General features: G+C 53.4%; 16 protein-coding genes. 8 read left to right on the forward strand and 8 right to left on the reverse strand.

The window, feature by feature from the left end; all coding sequences use genetic code 11:
* The first annotated feature begins 5 nt into the window (after positions 1-5).
* Both H8696_RS10160 and H8696_RS10165 read left to right on the forward strand, forming a co-directional pair.
* Entirely contained in the window at positions 6-677 is a 672-nt protein-coding gene (locus tag H8696_RS10160; RefSeq protein WP_249317319.1) for a permease prefix domain 1-containing protein, read from the forward strand.
* On the forward strand, positions 674-1,240 hold the full coding sequence (locus H8696_RS10165) for a DUF4825 domain-containing protein (RefSeq protein ID WP_249317320.1): 567 nt from the start codon (positions 674-676) through the stop codon (positions 1,238-1,240). The genes H8696_RS10160 and H8696_RS10165 overlap by 4 nt, the downstream gene beginning before the upstream one ends.
* Positions 1,241-1,271: 31 nt before the next feature.
* On the opposite strand, the gene H8696_RS10170 is transcribed toward H8696_RS10165, so the two are convergent.
* Genes H8696_RS10170 through H8696_RS10185 form a run of 4 tightly spaced genes read right to left on the reverse strand, consistent with a single transcriptional unit; the run spans position 1,272 to position 6,112 of the window.
* Complete coding sequence (locus H8696_RS10170; protein WP_249317321.1) at positions 1,272-1,724, reverse strand: GNAT family N-acetyltransferase; 453 nt, start codon at positions 1,722-1,724, stop codon at positions 1,272-1,274.
* Between the two features lie 9 nt (positions 1,725-1,733).
* On the reverse strand, positions 1,734-2,360 hold the full coding sequence (locus tag H8696_RS10175) for a TetR/AcrR family transcriptional regulator (RefSeq protein ID WP_249317322.1): 627 nt from the start codon (positions 2,358-2,360) through the stop codon (positions 1,734-1,736).
* Between the two features lie 21 nt (positions 2,361-2,381).
* Positions 2,382-4,025 carry a YhgE/Pip domain-containing protein gene (locus H8696_RS10180; RefSeq protein WP_249317323.1) on the reverse strand — a complete coding sequence of 548 codons (1,644 nt, stop codon included), beginning with the start codon at positions 4,023-4,025 and terminating at the stop codon, positions 2,382-2,384.
* On the reverse strand, positions 4,022-6,112 hold the full coding sequence (locus H8696_RS10185; protein ID WP_249317324.1) for an efflux RND transporter permease subunit: 2,091 nt from the start codon (positions 6,110-6,112) through the stop codon (positions 4,022-4,024). Before H8696_RS10185 ends, H8696_RS10180 begins: the two co-directional genes overlap by 4 nt.
* Positions 6,113-6,565: 453 nt before the next feature.
* Between H8696_RS10185 and H8696_RS10190 the strand changes: the two genes are divergently transcribed.
* The 5 genes from H8696_RS10190 (at position 6,566) to H8696_RS10210 (ending at position 14,203) form a co-directional block, all read left to right on the forward strand.
* Complete coding sequence (locus tag H8696_RS10190; RefSeq protein WP_249317325.1) at positions 6,566-8,437, forward strand: ABC transporter substrate-binding protein; 1,872 nt, start codon at positions 6,566-6,568, stop codon at positions 8,435-8,437.
* 423 nt (positions 8,438-8,860) lie between these two features.
* A complete protein-coding gene (locus tag H8696_RS10195; RefSeq protein ID WP_249317326.1) occupies positions 8,861-10,726 on the forward strand; it encodes an ABC transporter substrate-binding protein in 1,866 nt (621 codons plus the stop codon).
* Between the two features lie 125 nt (positions 10,727-10,851).
* Positions 10,852-11,706 carry a DegV family protein gene (locus tag H8696_RS10200; protein ID WP_249317327.1) on the forward strand — a complete coding sequence of 285 codons (855 nt, stop codon included), beginning with the start codon at positions 10,852-10,854 and terminating at the stop codon, positions 11,704-11,706.
* A 122-nt stretch (positions 11,707-11,828) separates the two neighbouring features.
* The gene (locus H8696_RS10205) at positions 11,829-12,914 is read left to right on the forward strand and encodes a zinc-dependent alcohol dehydrogenase (protein WP_249317328.1); all 1,086 of its coding nucleotides are present in this window, start codon (positions 11,829-11,831) and stop codon (positions 12,912-12,914) included.
* Between the two features lie 8 nt (positions 12,915-12,922).
* Complete coding sequence (locus tag H8696_RS10210) at positions 12,923-14,203, forward strand: nickel pincer cofactor-dependent isomerase, group 22 (RefSeq protein WP_249317329.1); 1,281 nt, start codon at positions 12,923-12,925, stop codon at positions 14,201-14,203.
* 59 nt (positions 14,204-14,262) lie between these two features.
* Here H8696_RS10210 and H8696_RS10215 read toward each other — a convergent pair whose 3' ends face one another.
* The 3 genes from H8696_RS10215 to murA form a co-directional block, all read right to left on the reverse strand.
* The gene (locus tag H8696_RS10215) at positions 14,263-15,018 is read right to left on the reverse strand and encodes a M23 family metallopeptidase (RefSeq protein WP_249317330.1); all 756 of its coding nucleotides are present in this window, start codon (positions 15,016-15,018) and stop codon (positions 14,263-14,265) included.
* A gap of 61 nt (positions 15,019-15,079) precedes the next feature.
* The gene (gene spoIID / locus H8696_RS10220) at positions 15,080-16,126 is read right to left on the reverse strand and encodes a stage II sporulation protein D (RefSeq protein WP_249317331.1); all 1,047 of its coding nucleotides are present in this window, start codon (positions 16,124-16,126) and stop codon (positions 15,080-15,082) included.
* A 54-nt stretch (positions 16,127-16,180) separates the two neighbouring features.
* Entirely contained in the window at positions 16,181-17,434 is a 1,254-nt protein-coding gene (murA, locus tag H8696_RS10225) for a UDP-N-acetylglucosamine 1-carboxyvinyltransferase (RefSeq protein ID WP_249317332.1), read from the reverse strand.
* Positions 17,435-17,877: 443 nt separating this feature from the next.
* Here murA and H8696_RS10230 point away from each other — a divergent pair, with 443 nt between their 5' ends.
* A complete protein-coding gene (locus H8696_RS10230) occupies positions 17,878-19,056 on the forward strand; it encodes an MFS transporter (RefSeq protein WP_249317333.1) in 1,179 nt (392 codons plus the stop codon).
* A 37-nt stretch (positions 19,057-19,093) separates the two neighbouring features.
* Here H8696_RS10230 and H8696_RS10235 read toward each other — a convergent pair whose 3' ends face one another.
* Complete coding sequence (locus H8696_RS10235; protein ID WP_249317334.1) at positions 19,094-19,804, reverse strand: alpha/beta hydrolase; 711 nt, start codon at positions 19,802-19,804, stop codon at positions 19,094-19,096.
* Positions 19,805-19,809: the final 5 nt, after the last annotated feature.

Consider the following 19,809-nt stretch of genomic DNA (forward strand, 5'->3'; position numbering starts at 1 on the left):
AGGACATGGATCCATTGCAGAAATATGTGGCACATCTATTTTCAGATTATGGAGACTCCCCGAGGATCAGGGATCTTAAGGAGGAGGTGCTCAGCAATCTTCGGGCCAAGTTGGAGGACCTGGTTGCGGAAGGGATTGATCCGGACGCAGCGCTGGCCGAGGCCAAAGCCAGCATCACATCGGTGGCCGATCTTGTGGAGGACGAGATCAAAGTGCGTATCTGGCCCTTTCGTATGGAATTGACGCAGACCCTGCTCATGTATACATTGATCGCCTGGATCGCGTCCATACCCTTGGCCGTAATGCGGACGGGCTCATTTATAGGATTCGTTCTCATCTGCCTATCCCTGGTGCTGGCCGTGCTCTATTTCATTTTCAGGAGCAGAAATGTAAGCGCTTATTCAGCCAATACTTCGACTATTCAGCTTAAGACCATGCTTCGAATTCAAAAATGGACCTGGCGGATATGGGGACTGTTTATTGCCGCAGTATTTCTCACTGTGATCGCCACCCGATTCGTCAGCAGTCTCTGGTTCGGCTATCCCATCGTCATTGATGGCCCCTATCAGGCCGCACTGCTTGCAGCCGATTTCATTCTGCCCTGCTTCACCATCATCATTCCTCTGGGGGTGCGGGCAGCGGTTCGATTTCTTTATAGATATGAGGTGAGCCCATGACCGTTCAGCAAAGAAACCGTGTGATCATTCTTTTGGCCGCGGCGGCCATTCTTTTAACCGCCATCGTCTATGCCTATATAATCCCCGCCCAGGACGCCCGTACCGAAGCTTATAATAAGGCGCAAAAGGACCCTTTGACCCATGATCTCGGCTCCATCCTGCCCTACAAAAGTGACTATATGGGGGATGCGCCCAATATCAGCCAATTGCTCTACCGCCTTCCCCTTGCCGATGTCCCCGTCAGCCTTGAACTCGATTCCGAGCATCTTTGGGTCCAGGTTCACTATGAAGCTTCCTCGTCGGACTATAAGGAAGAAAAGCTCCACCAGGCCTTGGTCTACAATGCAGCCGCCATCTTCTCATTGATCCGCAATGTCAACGGCGTGGAGTTTTCCTTCAGTGATGTTACCTATCGGGTGGCCCGCATGGACCTTATGCGCAACTGGGATATTTCCTCCGAAGAGCTTCTGGACCCGGAAACGTGGAAAAACCAGCTTCAAGATCGATTGAAACGGCCCGGATTTCTTCAAAATTGTATGGACTGTTTCGAAATCAAAGAATAAAAGGAAAGAGCCGGCTGGGCCGGCTCTTTTTTTATACCGTCATAATATAAAACTTCTCTTCACTTTGGGCATGGGTGACTTGGCCTGTGACCGAAAACCCCGCTTTTAGATAGACCTTCACCGCTCTTTGATTGAAAGCTGCCACCGACAGGCGAAACTTATCCTGCCCAAAGGCCTTGCGTCCGTACTCCATACACATGGATACAAAGAATGGACCCAGACCTTTTCCGCACAGATCGGGCCGCAATCCGAGGCCGATGTCCAGATGGTCGCTGGTGTACTCAAAATTTTCTGCGGTGGGAATCCGGCCATCCTGACCGAAGGAAAAGTGACCCGCGATCCGGCCATCGCTGTCCAGCCAAACAAAGGCCGTACCGTCCAGCGGTGCCCTTCTTTGCGGCGCGTTGTAGACGGCATAGATCCCATCGTACCGCCACCGGGCTATGACCTTCGCATGTTTCTGCAGCATGGGCACGATGGGCACGCGCACCTCCTACTGCGGCGCCAGCAGCATAACCATGAGAGAATTCATGTAGGCATCCACAAATTCATGAATATTGCCGCCGCCACCCACAGGGAACAACACTTTAAATCGATCCGACATCTGGGCTTCCAGCAAACCGCCCATCATGCCGAAGGCCGCCGATGGGATGAGGCTGCACATGGCCGCAAGATAGCGGTGGAACAGTATTGCAGGATTCTCAATGCCCGTTTCTTCCCGGATCATCCTCATGCAAAAGATAGGGGTGGGACCGTCGATGGCATCCCACAGCATGTTCACTGAAAGTTCATCCTGCTTGCCCAAGATGGAGTACAAAAACCTTGCCACACCAGGACTTGCGATCAGGTAATCCATAAAATTTTTCAACAGTGCTTCCAGTTTCTCCCGGGGAGAAACGTCCAGCTTATCCGCCTCCGCCGTCATGCTGACCAGGGAATCCATGATATAGGCCTGAATATCCTTGACCAGATTTTCTTTGTTCCTATAATAGTAGTTCACTGCGGAAATGTTCATGTTGGCCTCCTGGGCCAACTGGCGAATCGTCACATTTCCGGTCTTCTCAAAGAGCTCCAATGCCTTTTGAAAAAGCAGCCTGCGCTTTTCTTCATAACCATCCATTGCAAACCTACCCTTTTTATTTTACTTAAACAGATCGACAAGCCGTCCCCAAAAGCTGGTGGGCGCCTTCTCCTCTTCCTCCGGTTCCACCTGTGCTTCAGCCTTTTGAATGCTCCCGGTGCGCATCACAAACTGTACGCTGGACACCCTGCCTCGCTCATCCACAAAGGATACGGGCTTTACGTCGTTCCCACCGTTCAACAGCTCATCCACGGTTTGTGTGCCCTCATCCACTCCGTCCTTCATTTCCTTTTGGCCGTCGATCAGCTTTTGGACTTCATCCGGCAAGGATGCTGCACCGCTGTTTAAACTGGCCAGGCCGTCTCGGAGCGTGCCGAGCGCACTGTAGACCTTCTCATTGCCCTTTCGCATTCGGTCAAAGCCATCCAGCAGGGCGGGCGCACCCTGGGCCAACTGGTCCATGCCGCTGGCAAACTCCTGATATTGACCGGCCGCCTGCCCGACTCCACCGGTATACTCTCCAAGACCGCTGTTGAGATCGCTGAGCCCGGATTGGGCGCTACCAAGAGCACCATTCTGATCCAGAATGATTTGGGCAAGCTGCCCAAGCTGTGCCTCACCGGGATCGGCGCTGCCCGCAAGACCAGCCAGTTGCTGAATCTGGGCAAGCTGTGCCTCGTCGAGAGAGGCTTGAGACAAACCATCGGCCAGGTCCCGATAGCCGCCGAGCAACGTATCACCTTGATCTGAAAGGGCTTTCAGTCCATCGTTAACAGCCTGGGAACCGTTATTCATCTTTTGAATATTGGCGATGAAATCAACGAGCCTCTGGCGAAAATCATTCTGGCCCTGTTTCAGGCCGGACGTTCCGCTTTCCAACCGGTCCAAACCGCTCTTGGCCTCACTGATGCCGCCCGCCAGTTGACTCAAGCCGTCCCGAAGCTGACTGGTGCCGGAGATCATCTCCTCCAAACCGCCGGAGAGGTCATTGAAGTTTTTCACCAGCTCGTCGCTGTCAAAAGAGGCGGCCATATCGGAAGAAATAGCGGTGATTTGCATGGCATCCATTTCAAAGTCATGGGCATCCATGGTGATGTCAAAGCTTCCAGAACCGCCGGCCAACACGGCATAGGAAAGCGTTTGAGTGCCGCCTGCAATGGCGGAGGTGGCGCCGGGAGCGTCCACCGCCGAGACCCGGTCCAGCTTCAGCGGTACGGAAAGCTGCACCATAAAGGACTTGAAGTATTCCCCCGCATCCTCCCGCGGGATCACTTCCAAATGAATACCCACCTTGCCACTGGCGCCGGCCAGTTCCTCCGCAGATAGGCTCTCCCCATCTAAAGTATAGGCGATTTTTACCTCCCAAGGCAAGACCTTATTGGGAAGGCTTCCTTGATAATAGAATCGGTCCTGTCCCTGGGACAAGTCCCAGATAACTGTGCCATCCTCCACCACGGGCTGAGTACCGTCGCTGAGATTCTTGATCTCACCATAGGTACCATAATCCACATATTTCCCTGGGTTCTTGGCTTCAAAGGCCTGAACGGCATTGATTTGATCCACAGACCCATCGTTTTTTAAGTTAACATAAATCGTTTCATCCTTGGTCACGGCATCCTCGCCGGCGGCCTGAACCGTGCCCGTCAAAACGAAACCCATCAACAGCGCCGACAGCGTCGCCGTCCACTTCATCCATTTTTTCATCCCACATGCTCCTTCCCGGCCTTGATCCGGCTTTTCTTTCCTCGAAAAGTGGTCTTCATCACCACTTTATCCAGCAGCACCAACAGCTGAGGCAATAAGATGAGTACAAACAGTCCACTTAAAAAGGCTCCTCTGCCCAATAGCCAGCCCATTTGGGATACGCCCTGCACCTGGGAAACCGTACCCACCAGGACGCCGGCAATGGTTAAGATGAGACAGGAGGTGAAAATGGAAGGCCCGGCCTGTCTCATGGCCTCCACCATGGCCTCCTTCTTGCTCAGCCGTTTCCGATGATCCAGATAATGATCGGTGAGCAGGATGGCGTAATCGATGGTCGCTCCCAACTGAATGGCGCTCACGATGAGATAGCCGATGAAATTCATAGGATCGCCCATGAAGTAAGGAACGGACATGTTCACCCAGATGGACAGCTCAATAACAAAGACCAGGATGATGGGCAGAGACAGAGACCGGAAGGCCAAAAGCAGGATCAGCAGAACCGCACCGATGGACACATAGGTAACGGTCACATAGTCCTTATCCACCACCGTCTTGATGTCCGAGACGCTCATGGATGAGCCGAGGACCAGCCCTTCATCGCCATAGATCTCGCTCACCTTTGCATCAATGGCATCCACCGCAGCAAAGGCTTCCGTCGACTCCTCCGCCGTATTCAAAACAACCACCATACGGCTATAGTTTTCCGATTCAAACTGCTCCACCGCCGCGCTGGGCAGCATCTCCTGGGGCAGAGCGGGATCGGCCACCTTGACCAAAGCCTGCACCTCCCGCACGCCGGGTATGCTCTCAAGGGCGTCTGCCAAAGCCGCCTGTTTGGCCACATTTCCCTTGGGCACCAGCACCATCATCGGATTGTAGGCCCCAAAAGTTTCCTCAATCCTGATCTTGTCCTCCGCCGATGGGCTGCCCGGATTGGCGGCCACGGCTTCCTGGCCATACTGGAAGCTGTTGGAGGTTTGGGCTAAGAACACGGGCACCACCAGCAACAGCATAATGACGGCTCCGTAGCGCAGCTTCACCGTCCACTTTCCCCAGCCGCCAAAGGGCGGCAGGAGATTGCGGTGCTGGGTCCTGAGGATGAGCTTATCAAAATAAAGGGCCAGCACCGGCAGCAACAGGAATACGCTGATCAAACTGAGGACGATGCCCTTGGCCAGAATGAGACCGAGATCGGCACCGAGTTCATAACGCATAAACAGGAAAGCGGCAAATCCAGCCACCGTCGTCAGCGCACTGGACGTCACCGAACGTACCGAACCCACGATGGCCCGTTTCATGGCCTCCTCCACATCGATGCCCGTCTTTCGCTCCCGCGTGAAGCGGTGAAGCAGGAAGATGGCATAGTCCATGGAAATAGCAAACTGCAGCAGCGCCGCCGTGGAATTGGTGAGAAAGGATATGTTGCTGAAAAAGCAGTTGGTGCCCAGATTGATCACCACCGATATGCCAATGGTCATCAAAAAGATTACCGGCTCAAACCAGGAATGGGTGGCGAAGATGAGCACGACAAGAATAAGCGGTATCACCGCCAAGGTAAGCATCAGCGTTTGAGAATCGGAGGTTTGCAGCATCACCTTGTTAATGACGGAGGAACCCGCTATGGCCGCATCCTCGCCCACGATGGTTCGGATCTCATCCAAAGCCTGATAGGTCCTGCTGCTGTAATCGTCCTCTTCAAATTCCAGCACAAGAAAGGCGGTTTTATCCTTATAATAATTTTCCACGGTGGATGGATCAAGGTACTCGAGCGGCTGATGGATGTCCACCAGATCATCCAGCCACATCACGCTTTTCACACCATCAACCTGCTGAATGGTCTTCTTCAGCTGCAGCACATCGACGATCTCCACATTGGAGAGCATCACCTGTGCCGAACCGGCAAGACCGAATTCATGCTCCACAATCTCCATGTTCCTCTTGGTTGCCGTGTCCTCCGGCAAATACAAGGACATGTCATAATTGACCTGGACCAGCGGCATTAAAAGCGCGCCGATGACTGCCAATACCACGAACACGATAAGAATAAGCTTCTTATGCCCCACAATAAACGAAGCTAATCGTTCCACAGCATCACATCCCAACACATTTTTAAAACATTTGTTTTAATCCTCAGTTTTATCCTATTCTATCCCAACTCAAATGTCAATATGAATTCCTGACCGGCAAATTGAAGAAAAAGTGATGCTTAAGCATTATTTTTTCCAATTCCCTCTTGAAATTTCCAATTCAATTGATTATAATGATCCCAACAGACGAAAACGTCTCCTTTTCTCAAAACGACTTTCTTAACAGCCTTATCTTTTTTTCTATCACTCTTTATTTTTCCTGATTTTTCAGGGCATCGTTTATTTTTTATTGTTGTTTGAAATGGATATTGTTGTAACGTAAAGATTAAGAATTACTGGCCGATTTGAACGAAAAATGTGAATACGATTTCTTTTTCATACCGCCTTGTCGGAGGCCTTATTTTGTTATAGCTTTTTTGCTATATATCATCATTATTTTGAGGAGGATCGATCATGAAAGGAAAGCTTAGAAAAATACTTTGCCTCATCTTTGCTATCGCACTACTGGGCAGCCTTATGGCCGGCTGCGGCGGCGATTCCAAAGAAACGCCTGCACCTTCCGCCAGTGCTGACGCACCCAAGGATTCTGCAACCACCGATGACGGCAAAGAAGATGACAAGGATGCTTCCGGTGCAGCGGGCGGCCTTGAAAACGGCATCACCCCCCGGGAAGAGACTTTGTACATGGGCGGTCTCATGTGGGGCCCGCCAGCCAACTTCAACCCCATGTCCAGTACGGGTGTTTTCCCCACCAACAGCGGTGACGGCAGCAAGATTTTGATTTATGAGCCGCTGTTCATGTACAACCTGATGGCTACCGATAATGGTACCAATGGTCTTGAGCCTCTTCTGGGAACTGAATTCTCCTGGGAGGGCAACGATCTTATCGTTAAGCTGAACCCCGCCGCCAAGTTTAGTGACGGCGAGGCTTTCACGGCGGAGGACGCCGCTTTCTCCTTCCAGCTTGGTTCCGATTACAGCATTCCTTGGTCCTCGGCTGCTGATATCTTTGATAAGGTTGAAGCAAAGGATGACCATACCCTGGTGCTGACCATGATCGAAGGCGGCAACAAGCTGATGGCCATTCGCCAGCTGGGCCGTGTTCCCATGATGCCCAAACATATCTGGGAGCCCCTGACGCAGGAAATGGAAGAGGCCGAAATCCGTGCCTACGAGAACTTTGATCCCATCGGCACCGGTCCCTATACCGTACTGTATTATGATGATACCCGCATCGTTTGCCTGCGTAACGATGAATACTGGGGCCAGGATGCTTCCATGTTTGGCAAGCTGCCCGCTCCCAAGTACATCACCGTTCTTCGCTGGAACGACAACGCCGGCATCAACACCGCCTTTGCCAATGGCGAACTGGACATCACCGAATCCTTCCTGCCCCAGGTCTGGCAGCTGTGGGAGGACGGCGCGCCCGTCAAGACCTATCTCAACGACTCCCCCTACCATGTACCCGCCGTGCTGGTTACCCTGGTTTTCAATCTTGAAAAGCCCGGCCTGAACAACCCCGATGTACGGCGCGCCATCGCTTATGCCATCAATTATCCTCGGATCAGTGAATTGGCCATGAGCGGTTATTCCCAGGATATCGTGCCCTCCTTGATGCTGCCCCAGGAGATGGAGCAGTGGCTGAATGAGGACGAGGAGATGAAATCTCTCCGCTGGACCTATGATAAGGAAAAGGCCGTTGAAATTCTGGATGGACTGGGCGCCGAACCCGGTGCCGACGGCGTCCGCGTACTGCCCGACGGTACCCGTCTTGGCTTCTGGAAACTGGAATGCCCGAAGGGATTCTCCGACTGGACCGCCGCTCTTGAAATCGTGGCCCAGAATTTGAAGGAAGTCGGCTTTGATGTGGGGTCCGAGCTGCCCGAGTCCGCTCAGGTGACCAATCATAAACAGATGGGCGAGTTCGACATGATCATGGACCGTCCCGCCTTCTATGTTGATCCCTCTCAGCCGTGGGCCCGCTGCCAGTACATCATGGACATCTCCGGTGTGCCGGCTATCGGTGAGCAGGCTTTCACCAACCCCAACCGTTACAGCAACGATCGTGCCACCGAAATCATCAAGGAACTGTCCGTCACGGAGGACAATGCCAAGATGAAGGAGCTCTATACCGAACTGGATAAGCTCTATCTCAAGGATATTCCTCAGATCACGCTCATGTACCGGCCCTATCGTTTCTACACGGTGTATGAAGGAACCTGGACCAATTGGCCCACCGAGGACAACGATCCCGATATTCCGCCCTTCACCGGTTTTGATGGTGCTGCTGTGAGAGCGCTTTATACCATCGAACTGAAAAAGTAGTTCCCTTTCATTCTATAAGTGGACCCGCTTCGGCGGGTCCATTTTTTGTATCCCGCCTTTCACAGCTTCTAAAAATTGTCAAGTGTTTTACTATGAAAATCGTTTAAAAAGTAAATAATTTGTGAACTTTATTGGTTTCGGTGTTCATGATATAGTTTATAATTATTTTATGAGTCTATTATATTTAAAATATTGTTATAAATTATAAATCGATATGGGGAATCTTAATTTTAAATTACAAAATGCAAATTTGCTTGTATTCTTGTCTCGCATGTATTAAAATCTCATTTGTAAATGATCACGCAAATTCGTGACCATGGGTACTTTAAAAAATAAATAGAGTCTTTCCCGTGTTCATGAAGTGATTGTTGAAAGCCATGGCAATTGGGCCATTGCTATAAACAATTCAAAAGGAGGATCTACATGAAAGGTAACCTGAAAAAACTGCTGTGCCTGGTTTTCGCAGTAGCTCTGTTGGGTAGCCTGCTCGCCGGTTGCGGCGGCGGTTCCGAAGGAACTCCCGCTCCTGGTGATGCCAGTGCTCCCAAGGATTCTGCTGCTGCGGATAACAAGGATGACGGCAAAGACAACGACGCTAATGCTGGTCTGACGAATGGCACGACCCCTCGTGAGGAGACCCTGTATGTGGGCGGTTTGTTGTGGGCTCCCCCCACCAACTTCAACCCCATCTCCGGTACCTCCGTGTTCCCCATGAGTGGTGCTGGTGGCGACCGTACGTTCGTGTATGAGACGCTGTTCATGTACAACATGATGAACCCCGAGGGTGGCGCTGCCAGCCTGGAGCCCTACCTGGGCACCGAGTTCAACTTCGATGGTGATGTTCTCACCGTGAAGCTCAACGAGAACGCTAAGTTCAGCGATGGCGAGCCCTTCACCTCTGCGGATGTTGTGTACACCTTTGAGATGGGCAAAACCTACTCCATCTGGTGGTCCGACGCTTGGCAGATCTTCGAGAGCATCACGGCTGTGGACGACTACACCGTTGAGTTCAAGTTGATCGAAGGCGGCAACAAGAACATGGCTCTTCGCCAGATCAGCCGTGTGTCCATGCTGCCCAAGCACATCTGGGAAGCCAAGGCTGCCGAGATGGAAGAGGCTGAGCTGCGTCAGTGGGAGAACTTTGATCCCATCGGCACCGGCCCCTACAAGATCATGTACTACGATGACACCCGCGTGGTTTGCGTCCGTGACGACAACTACTGGGGCCAGGACGAGTCCATGTTTGGTGCTCTTCCCGCTCCTAAGTATGTCACCCATATCCTCTACAAGGATAACGCTGGTGCCAACACCGCTTTCCAGAACGACGAAATCGACATCACCGAGTGCTTCATTCCCCAGGTTTGGGAGATGTGGGAGGATGGTTCCCCCATCCGCTGCTACCTGAACGAGCTCCCCTATCACATTCCTGGCACCATCCCCATGCTGTTCATCAACATGGAGAAGCCCGGTCTGAACAATGCTGATGTGCGTCGTGCTATCGCCTACGCCATCAACTACCCCAAGGTTATCGAGCTTGCGATGAGCGGTTACTCCGAGGACATCGTTCCCTCTTTGCTGCTTCCTCAGGAGCAGGATAAGTGGCTGAACGTGGACGAGGAGCTTGAATCCCTCCGCTGGACCTACGACGAAGCCAAGGCCAACGAGATCCTCGATGGTCTGGGCGCTGAGAAGGGTTCCGACGGTATCCGCGTGCTTCCCGATGGCACCCGTTTGGGTCCCTGGAAGCTGGAGTGCCCGAAGTCCTTCTCTGACTGGACTGCTTCCCTTGAGATCGTTGCTCAGAGCCTGAAGGCTGTGGGTATCGATGCTGGCGCTGAGCTGCCTGAGCAGGCTGTGTGGCTGAACCATTCGCAGACTGGTGAGTTTGATATCATCATGCAGCGTCCTGGTTCCTACATGGATCCCTCTCAGCCGTGGGCTCGCTGCAAGTTCATCATGGACGGCAGCAGCACCCCCGCTGTGGGCGAGCAGGCTTTTGAGAACTTCAACCGTTACAAGGACGACCGCGCTAGCGAGATCATCGCTGAGATGTCCGCTACCGAGGACGAGGCCAAGTTGAAGGAACTGTACACCGAGCTGGATAAGATCTACCTCCGTGACATTCCGATCATCCCCCTCATGTATCGTCCGCTGCGCTTCTACACCATCAACGAGACCGTGTGGACCGGCTGGCCGACCGAGGATAACAATCCTGAAAACGTGCCTCCGATGACCGGCTTCGAGTGTGCTGGTGTGAAGATGCTCTTCATGATTGAGAACGTGAAGTAAGCAACACAAACAAAAACAAGTCCGCATTTGCGGGCTTGTTTTTTTCTACAAATTTAAAATTGACACCCTATCTTTCAGCCTTTATACTGGTTTTATCTTTGTAAAATTGAGGTGATCTCTGTCCAATGGCAAAAGTAAAGATTATTGCGGATAGTACCTGTGATCTTAGCGATGATTTAGTAAAGGCTTTTGATATTTCCATTCTTCCCCTCTATGTAAATATTGGCGGACGGGACTATAAGGATCGAACGGAAATCGATCAGGACAAACTCTTTGAACTGGTGAGCGAATATAAGGTTCTTCCCAAAACCGCCTCCATCTCCTATCTGGATTTCGAGGAACATTTGGCGCCCTGGTATGAGGAGGGCTACGATGTCATTTTCATCTGTATCTCCTCCGATCTGTCCGCCACCTATCAGAACGCCTGCACCTATGTGAGCGGCAAGGGCTGGGACCGTGCCTACGTGGTGGATTCCAAAAATCTCTCCACGGGTGTGGGCCATGTCGTGCTCAAAGCCGCGGAGCTGGCGCAGGCGGGTATGAGCGGTGCCGAGGTGGTGGAAGCTCTAAAGGCGTTCATCCCCCGGGTCAACAGCAGCTTTGTTATCGACACCATGGAATATCTGCATAAGGGCGGCCGCTGTTCCACGGTGCAGGCCGTGGCGGGATCGGTGCTCAAACTGCATCCCCAGATCGATGTGGTGAACGGAAAAATGACGGTAGCCGATAAGATCAAGGGCAAACGCAGGCGCTGTCTGGATACCTATTATCGCAACAAAGTGACGCCCTTGCTGGACCGCATCGACCCCCACCGCATCTTCGTAACCCACACCGCCAGCGATGGGGACGCCGAATATTTTGCGGAACGTCTCAAGGCGGATAAGCGTTTTGAAAACGTCCATATCACCCGTGCAGGATCGGTTATCTCCAGCCATTGCGGACCAGGCACCATCGGCATCCTGTTTATTACCAACGACTAATGCTGAAAAACCTCTCCAATGGAGAGGTTTTTTAATTCATCAACAATAAAACGTTTACTTATTTGAAGGATAGTGCTATGATGTTTGTAGCCAAAATAAAATGTTTGAGGAGGTCATGTACCATGGAAACCATGCAAGGCCTGGTTGCCTATCCCAATGGTGATATTCAGCTCGAGACCGTTTCTGTGCCTAAAATCGGCGAAAATCCTTATGCGCCCCACGATGTTCTTTGCGAGGTGGAATACTGCGGCATCTGCGGCAGCGATATTCATCGGTGGAAATCGGATAAAACGGGTGTGAAAACGTCTCCTCATAAAGTAGTTGTGGGCCATGAAATCGTCAGCGTTGTCAAAGCCGTCGGCAAGGAGGTCACCACGGTAAAACCCGGAGACCGTGTTGTCCATGAGATTGTTACCTTCTACTGTGGGCGCTGTCCCGCCTGCCTTGAAGGCCGGTTCAATATCTGCAACACCATTCCCCCAATGGAGGGCCGCGCCCACTTCGTGACTGGCGGCGGTTTTGCCAAATATACCGTCTGGCCGGAATGGCAGCTCCACAAGCTTCCCGATTCCATCGATCCCAAATCCGCCGTTTTGATGGAGCCCACTGCCGGTTCCATTCACAGTGTCATTACCCGTATGGGCATCAAGGCCGGTGAGTCGGTGGCCATCCTGGGTCCCGGTGCCCGCGGTCTTTTGATGATGCAGGTATGCAAAGCCATCGGCGCTGGTCCCATCATCATGACCGGTTTGGAGCGGGATGTCCCCACCCGCCTTGCCATGGCCAAAAAACTGGGCTGCGATTACGTGATCAACGGTGAGAAGGAAGACGTTCGCCAGCGCATTGCGGAGATTACCGGCGGCATCGGTGTGGATGCGGTGCTGGAGAACACCGGATCGGTGGAGCCCATCGACGAGTCCTTGGACATTGTGCGCAAGGGCGGTAAGGTTCTCTGGGCCGGCGGCGGCATTCGCGGCGGCATCGTTGCGCCGGTGGACACCTACAAGATCATTGTCAAGGAAATCGATGTTCACGGCGAAATCTCCCAGGTGCCCTACGATTGGAAAACAGCCATCCATCTGGTGGAAACGGGTGCGGTCAAACTGGATGAACTGGTCACCCACACCTTCCCGCTGAAGGATTGGGAGCAGGGCTTCGATCTTGCCGCAACCAGTCCAGAATGTCTCCGCGTCGCCATTCAGCTTTGAGGTGCGTTATGGGAACCATTGAACAAATTTTAGATCCCATGCCCATACCTCGGATGGTCAAGGTGAAGCAAACCTTTGAACGTCCCAGGATAGAGAACGTGGCCAAAACCCTCGAATCCAGAATCAAGGCCCATCCCGCCCTGACCGCTATCTGGCCGGGCATGTCCATCGCCGTGGGTGTAGGCAGCCGCGGCATCACGGATCTCCCCCTGCTGGTCAGGACAACGGTGGATGCCTTGAAAGCGGCCGGCGCCATTCCCTTTATCATTCCAGCTATGGGCAGCCACGGCGGGGCAACGGCGGAGGGACAGATTGCCATGCTGGCAGGCCTGGGTGTATCAGAAAAGACCATGGGCGTTCCCGTGCGTGCCACCATGGATACCGTATGTCTGGGCGAATCGGCCAACGGGCTGCCCGTGTATTTTGATGCCCTGGCTCACGAGGCCGACGGTATAGTGATCATCAACCGAATCAAACCCCATGTGGCTTTCCGAGGTCAATTTGAAAGCGGCCTCATGAAGATGATCACCATAGGGCTGGGCAAGCAGAAGGGAGCTGCCATGTGCCATGAGCTTGGCTTTGGCAAAATGGCGGAAAACATCCCCGCTATCGGCCGGGTCTCCCTGTCCAAGGAGAACGTCCTTTTTGCGGTAGGCACCTTGGAGAATCCCTATCACGAGATCTGTGAGATCACCGTGCTGGGCAAAAATGAGATCGAACGCGAGGAACCAGGACTGCTGGAGCGGGCTAAAACTCTGCTGCCCCGCATCTATTTTGATGAACTTGATGTTCTCATCATTGATGAGATTGGCAAGAACATCAGCGGAACCGGTATGGACACCAACGTGGTGGGACGTTATCACACGCCCTACTGTTATGGCGGGCCCACCATCACCAAGATGGCCGTGCTGGATCTGACCGATGTGTCCCATGGGAATGGCACAGGTATTGGCATCGTGGACTTCACCACGAAGCGGGTTCAGGATAAGTTTATTCCTGACCAGGCCTACGCCAACTGTCTGACCTCCACGGTGGTGCAGAGCGCCAAGATGCCCATGGTGCTGGGCAGTGACCGATTGGCCATTCAGGCCGCTGTCAAGACATCCAATGTGCTCGATAAACGAAAGGTCCGCATGATGCATCTAAGAAATACCCTGGATATGGAGCTCGTCGAAGTCTCGGAAAATCTGCTTCCAGAGGTCAGAAATCATCCCATGATGGAAGCGGTTTCAGATCCGTATTCATGGCGTTTCGATGAAACGGGTGTTCTGCTGGATACTCTTATTTGAGAATGGCGCAGGGCCTTGCGGAAATTAAAAAAGCGAACCTATCTGGTTCGCTTTTTAGCTTATTTCGTTGGGAATGTGGTGGCGGGGTCCTGGGAAGCGTCCCCTTTCCAGACCTCGAAATGCAGGTGCGGGCCCTCTTCCGATTCAATCATGGCGCTGGTTCCTACGGCGCCGATCTGCTGGCCTTTTTCCACCTTGTCCCCCACCTTCACAGTGTTGGTGGCGGCAAGGCAGGCGTAGACCGTTCTTACATCATTGCCGTGATCAATGATCACCACGTTGCCGTAGAAACCATCTTCCTTGACGTCGGTCACTTCACCGGCAAGAGCTGCGCACACCTTGGTGCCCTCCTCCGCTTTGATATCCAGACCTTGGTGGGTGGTCCACTGGTCCAACGTTTTCGAATATCTTAGCTGGTCCTTGGAGTAGGTTTGTCCAAATTCGCCCTCCACAGGTTTTGAAAGCTGCAGCTCATTGACGGGCTTAGCTGTCTCCGTGGGCTGAGGCGCAGCTGTGGGTTCGGGCGTCGCCTTGAGATCCTCCACCGCTTGATTGCGTTCCTGCTCTGCATCAGCGATGCTTTGGTTCAAATCGGGCAGGTATTCCACCTGCTGACTGCCTTCCGAGGGCGCGGGCGTCGCCTGGGCCTGCTGCTTGTCGCCCTGAAGGCCGGTTGCCACCAAGGCGGTAGCGCCCGCAAGGGCGAGGCAGGCAAAGACAAAGACGTATACGCCCTTTCCCTTCATAAAATCCTTGAAGCTCTTTTTCTGCCCATCCTGGCCGCGATTGGAACCGTTCCTATATCTGTTGCTCATTAAAAATATCACCTCCTAGGTGATATTTTGACCGTTTGCTTTTATTTCATACTTGAGCCCATCAATTTAGCTGGCTGATCTCCGCTCCCCCGTAATAATGGGTTAAAATGGCCCTATAATCCTGGCCGTTCTGCGCCATGCTGTTGGCACCCGTCTGGCTCATGCCCACGCCGTGGCCGTAACCAATACAATGAATCTTTACCGCTCCATCGGTAAAGCTCAGATCAAACTGGGCCGAGGGCAAATCAAACACCGTGCGAAAATCCGTCCCCTTCACCGCAACGCCGCCCACCTCGATGGTATCCACCCGGCCGCCTTCCGTGTAAGACAGAATCTTCACCTGGCTCGATAGTTTTCCAGCGCTGAGCTTGGCTTTGCCGTAGCTTTTCTTGAAGGTGCTGATAAATTTCTCGTTGGTGAAGGTGAGTGTCCGGTCGTAGTTTTGAGATTTTTCTTCGCCGGTGCTGGACACGCTTTTGAGATAGGGATAGGATGCGCCGAAGACCGCCTGGGCATCCTCCGTCTTTCCGCCACTCACGGCGTGATAGAAGACCTGGATGGGCCTGCCATCGTAGGTCAGAATCTGTCCCTCCGTGGAAAAAACTGCCTCGTGAATCTTGGCAGCGTAGGTTTCATAGGCTCCGCCCCAATCCTTTTTGAGGTTATCCGCCGTCTTATAATCCTGGCAATGGCCAAATTCGGTGCATACGTCCGCGCCAGGATGCTTGACACAGCCATCGCCCCCCTGGGCGGTGGATTTCTTGACGGCCAGGGTTCTCGCCGCCACAGCTTGGGCTTTGAGGGCTTCCAGTTCATAGGAAGCGGGCATCTCTGCCGATACCACGCCGCACACATAATCGTCGAGCCCCATCTCCACAATCGAACCACTGTTGTGATCATAAACCTTGATCGTTTCCGGCACAGCACCTTGAGCTTTCATAGGCGCTGCGCTGTTCTCCACCTGAATGCCCGGTGTGACGCTGGGTTTGTCCACGCTCTGGCCTGCCCCGAGAAGCATGGGAAAACCCACCAAAAGCATAAGAAGGCCTGCCGCGCCTCCCACGGTCCAAGCCATTCTCTTTTTCTGCCTGCGACGCCGTCTCGTCATTTTCGCACATCCCATCCCAGTCTTTTTATTAGACTATGCGGGAATGGTCCGGCTTCATGCGTCCCGACGCTCAATGGATGCGCCCAGACTGCGCAGTTTCTCCTCCAGCCGGTCGTAGCCCCGGTCGATATGTTCAAGGCCCATGATCTGGGTAACGCCCTTTGCAGCCAGACCCGCAAGAATGAGGGCTGCACCCGCTCGAAGATCGGGGGCCTCCACCTTCGTCCCCTGAAGCTGGGACACGCCCTTTACGACGGCGCTCCTGTCATCGATCAGTATATCGGCGCCCATCCGCTTCAGCTCGCCAACATGAAGGAATCGATTCTCAAAGACCGTCTCGGTGATCACGCTGGTACCATCCCCGAGGCAGCATAGCGCCATCATCTGGGGCTGCATATCCGTGGGAAACCCAGGATACGGCAGGGATTTGATGTCCACCGAATGGATCTTTGGACTGCCCTTGATTCGAAGGGACTTGGGATATTCGGTGATGGTGGCGCCCGCCTCCCGAAGCTTGGCTAAGACAGGCCTCAGATGGGCGCAGCGAACGTTCTGGAGAAGCACATTGCCGCCGGTCATGGCCGCGCCCACCATGAAGGTACCCGCTTCCACTCGATCGGGAATGGGCGTATATTCCACGCCCGAAAGCTGACGCGCCCCTTCGATGATCAAAAAGTCGCTTCCCAGGCCTTTGATCTTGGCGCCCATGGCCATCAGCATCTCTCCCAGATCCATGATTTCCGGCTCCTTCGCGGCATTCTCCAGGATGGTGGTGCCTTTGGCCAGGCATGCTGCCATGAGCAGATTTTCCGTGGCGCCCACACTGGGGAAGTCCAGATAGATCCTGGCGCCGGTGAGCCGGGGTGCCGTGGCGGTTACGTATCCGTTGCCCAGCGTGATCTCCGCACCCAGGGCGCGAAATCCCTTGAGATGCAGATCCACCGGGCGAACGCCAATGTTGCATCCCCCGGGCAGCGGCAGCCGGGCTTTGCCAAATCTGGCCAGCAGCGGGCCCATCACCAGGACCGATGCTCGTAGACGCCGCATGGCTTCATAGGGCGCTTCCTCCGTTACCAGACCTTCACACCGGGCGGTAAGGGTATCATATTTCATATGGGTCTGGCTTCCAAGATGATTCAGTACCTCCACCATGGCCTGAACATCGGACAATCGGGGCATCTTATGTATGGTGCAGGTTTCCCCGGTCAGAAGCGTCGCCGCCATGATGGGCAGCACCGCGTTTTTCGCGGAACTGACGACGACTTTACCTTCCAGGGGCACACTTTTTTCGATCCAAATGGATTGCATCCGCGCTGATCCTTTCCATAAAAAATACCAAGTTTTTGAGGTTCTCAAGGTTCTTGGTTCAAAAACATCTTCCCCGAAAGCGATCCTCCATATACGCGAAAAAGGTTCCTTGATTCGTCATTTATTGGCTGGAAATCTTCCATATATTAAAATTGTCCAAATTCACAAAAAGTTCATTTTTTGGCTATAATGAGTTCAAATTGTCCCCTTATTCTATACATCGTAAGGATTCAATTGATTTGAATCCCCTGCAACCTCCCTTTCATATACTCTTACAGCCGGATGAATCATTATCATCCGGTCCTTTTTTTGTCCTCAAGAAAAAGTTTTCTTAGCTTTTTTGAAATTTTTTGTTTTTTTGTCCCATTTGTGCCTTTTGTTTGATTGCGTCCATAGAAAACCCGTGCTAGACTGGGTAACGTATGTGAAAAGGAGGCCATTTCATGTCGCCCTATAAGAAAGCCATACCCATTTTTGTAGGCATGACCTTTCTGTATTTTATCTCCATGTATGCCTACGTGCCCATTTTGTCACCCTATGCCCAGAACTTGGGCGCAACCCTGTCCATGATCGGCGTTATCACCGGCGCTTATGGTCTGATTCAGGTGTTCCTGCGGATTCCTCTTGGCATCGCGTCGGACAAGATGCGCCGGCGCAAAGTCTTCGTGATGGCCGGCATGGCCATGAATATCGTGGCGGCTCTGGTGATGCTCTTTGCGGACAGTCCCGTTTGGGTCCTGCTTTGCCGCATGTGCTCCGGAGCGGCGGCCGTCGCCTGGGTCCATATCTCGGTGCTGTTCACCAGCTACTTCCCGGCCCATAAATCGGCCCAGGCCATCAGCATTCTAAACGCCATCAGCTACAGCGGCAACATGTGCGGGACGCTCTTAGGCGGCGCCATCGGCAACAGCTTCGGCGTACAGGCGGCGTTTATCACGTCCATCATCGCCGGCGCCGTCTCGCTCGTAATTTCCTTCTTCATCAAGGAAAACCGGCCGCCGGTAGCGCAGGAGCCCATCACCGTCAAAAAGCTGCTCCTCATGGGAAAGGAGAAGAACCTTCTTATCGTATCCATCCTTGCGGTGCTCATTCAGCTTATCGCCTTTGGCACCACCTTCGGCTTTGTGCCCATCCAGGCGGACGCTCTCGGAGCCACCTCCATGCAGCAGAGCATCCTCACGGCCATGGCATCCCTGTCCGCGTTCTGTTCTTCCTTCCTGGTGGGGATCGTGTTCACCAAATATATTGGAAAATATCTGACCATCATCATCGGCTTTGTGCTGGCGTTCATTACCACCGCGGCCTTCCCCTATATGACCAGCATTATGGGACTTTATGTGGTCCAGTTCATCGGCGGTTTTGCAAAGGGTATGATTTTCCCCACGCTCATGTCCTTGTCCATCGAATCAGTGGCACCGGAAAAGCGCAGTACCGCCATGGGCTTCTTCCAGGCCATCTATGGCGTGGGGATGTTCCTGGGCCCCACGCTGACCGGCTTCATCTCCGATCTCATCGGTATGACCGGCGGTTTCTGGGTGATCGGTTCCATGGGTATTATCGGCGCCATCATCACCGCCTTCTATGCCCGCATGAACAAGAATCAGCCTGCATTGAACCCATAATTCGAAAAAAGAAGCTCCCCCAAGCGGGGGAGCTTTTCTATACGCAGCCGCAGTCTCGCAGGAATTTCACAGCTTCCCTGGACCAGGCCGCCGCTTCGTAACCTCTGGCCAGTCCCAGCCCGTGCCGTCCCGCATCATACAGATCCATGCGATGGAATACGCCGCAGCGCTCCAGCGCCCCATCCAGCATGAAGGCATGTTCCACCGGAACGGAGGCATCCTCCCGGGTATGCCAGAAATAGGTGGGCGGAAAATCAGCCGTCATGTGGCGTTCCAAACTGAGCTTCTCCATGAGCACCGGATCGCCTGCCGTCAGGTTCGCCACACATCGGACATGGGCATGTTCCACAAAACTGACCACAGGATAACCCAGCACCAGGGCGTCCGGACCAATCCCCGGCGTCCATTCTTCATGATATAGGGCGGTGGATGCGGCAAGATGGGCGCCGGCGCTGAAGCCTGCCACCACGACCTTGTCATAATCCTTTTTGACCCGGCAAAGCGCCCGCATGAGATCCATCTGAGGTGCAGGATAATGCCAGGGCGCCACGCGGTAATGGAGCACAAAGGCAGGGTAGCCCTCGCTTTGAAAAAAACGCGCCACCGGCTCTCCCTCGTGAGGCGCCAGCATGGCGTAAGCGCCGCCAGGGCAGACGATGACCGCCGTCCCGCCTCCAGCGGGATAGAAATCCAAGTCGGGCCCCCACTGGCTCTGCAGGCCCTCCAGTTTCCTCTCCTGTGATTTCATAGCAC

The organism is Gehongia tenuis (assembly GCF_014384795.1).
GTDB classification, from domain to species: domain Bacteria; phylum Bacillota; class Clostridia; order Christensenellales; family NSJ-53; genus Gehongia; species Gehongia tenuis.

Coding starts and splice junctions, on each gene's coding strand:
- H8696_RS10175 (WP_249317322.1), bottom strand. CDS start 2,360: ATGGATGGTTATGAAGAAAAGCGCAGGCTGCTTTTTCAAAAGGCATTG.
- H8696_RS10165 (WP_249317320.1), top strand. CDS start 674: ATGACCGTTCAGCAAAGAAACCGTGTGATCATTCTTTTGGCCGCGGCG.
- H8696_RS10235 (WP_249317334.1), bottom strand. CDS start 19,804: ATGAAATCACAGGAGAGGAAACTGGAGGGCCTGCAGAGCCAGTGGGGG.
- spoIID (WP_249317331.1), bottom strand. CDS start 16,126: ATGACGAGACGGCGTCGCAGGCAGAAAAAGAGAATGGCTTGGACCGTG.
- H8696_RS10230 (WP_249317333.1), top strand. CDS start 17,878: ATGTCGCCCTATAAGAAAGCCATACCCATTTTTGTAGGCATGACCTTT.
- H8696_RS10205 (WP_249317328.1), top strand. CDS start 11,829: ATGGAAACCATGCAAGGCCTGGTTGCCTATCCCAATGGTGATATTCAG.
- H8696_RS10200 (WP_249317327.1), top strand. CDS start 10,852: ATGGCAAAAGTAAAGATTATTGCGGATAGTACCTGTGATCTTAGCGAT.
- H8696_RS10190 (WP_249317325.1), top strand. CDS start 6,566: ATGAAAGGAAAGCTTAGAAAAATACTTTGCCTCATCTTTGCTATCGCA.
- H8696_RS10210 (WP_249317329.1), top strand. CDS start 12,923: ATGGGAACCATTGAACAAATTTTAGATCCCATGCCCATACCTCGGATG.
- H8696_RS10160 (WP_249317319.1), top strand. CDS start 6: ATGGATCCATTGCAGAAATATGTGGCACATCTATTTTCAGATTATGGA.
- H8696_RS10195 (WP_249317326.1), top strand. CDS start 8,861: ATGAAAGGTAACCTGAAAAAACTGCTGTGCCTGGTTTTCGCAGTAGCT.
- murA (WP_249317332.1), bottom strand. CDS start 17,434: ATGCAATCCATTTGGATCGAAAAAAGTGTGCCCCTGGAAGGTAAAGTC.
- H8696_RS10180 (WP_249317323.1), bottom strand. CDS start 4,025: ATGAAAAAATGGATGAAGTGGACGGCGACGCTGTCGGCGCTGTTGATG.
- H8696_RS10215 (WP_249317330.1), bottom strand. CDS start 15,018: ATGAGCAACAGATATAGGAACGGTTCCAATCGCGGCCAGGATGGGCAG.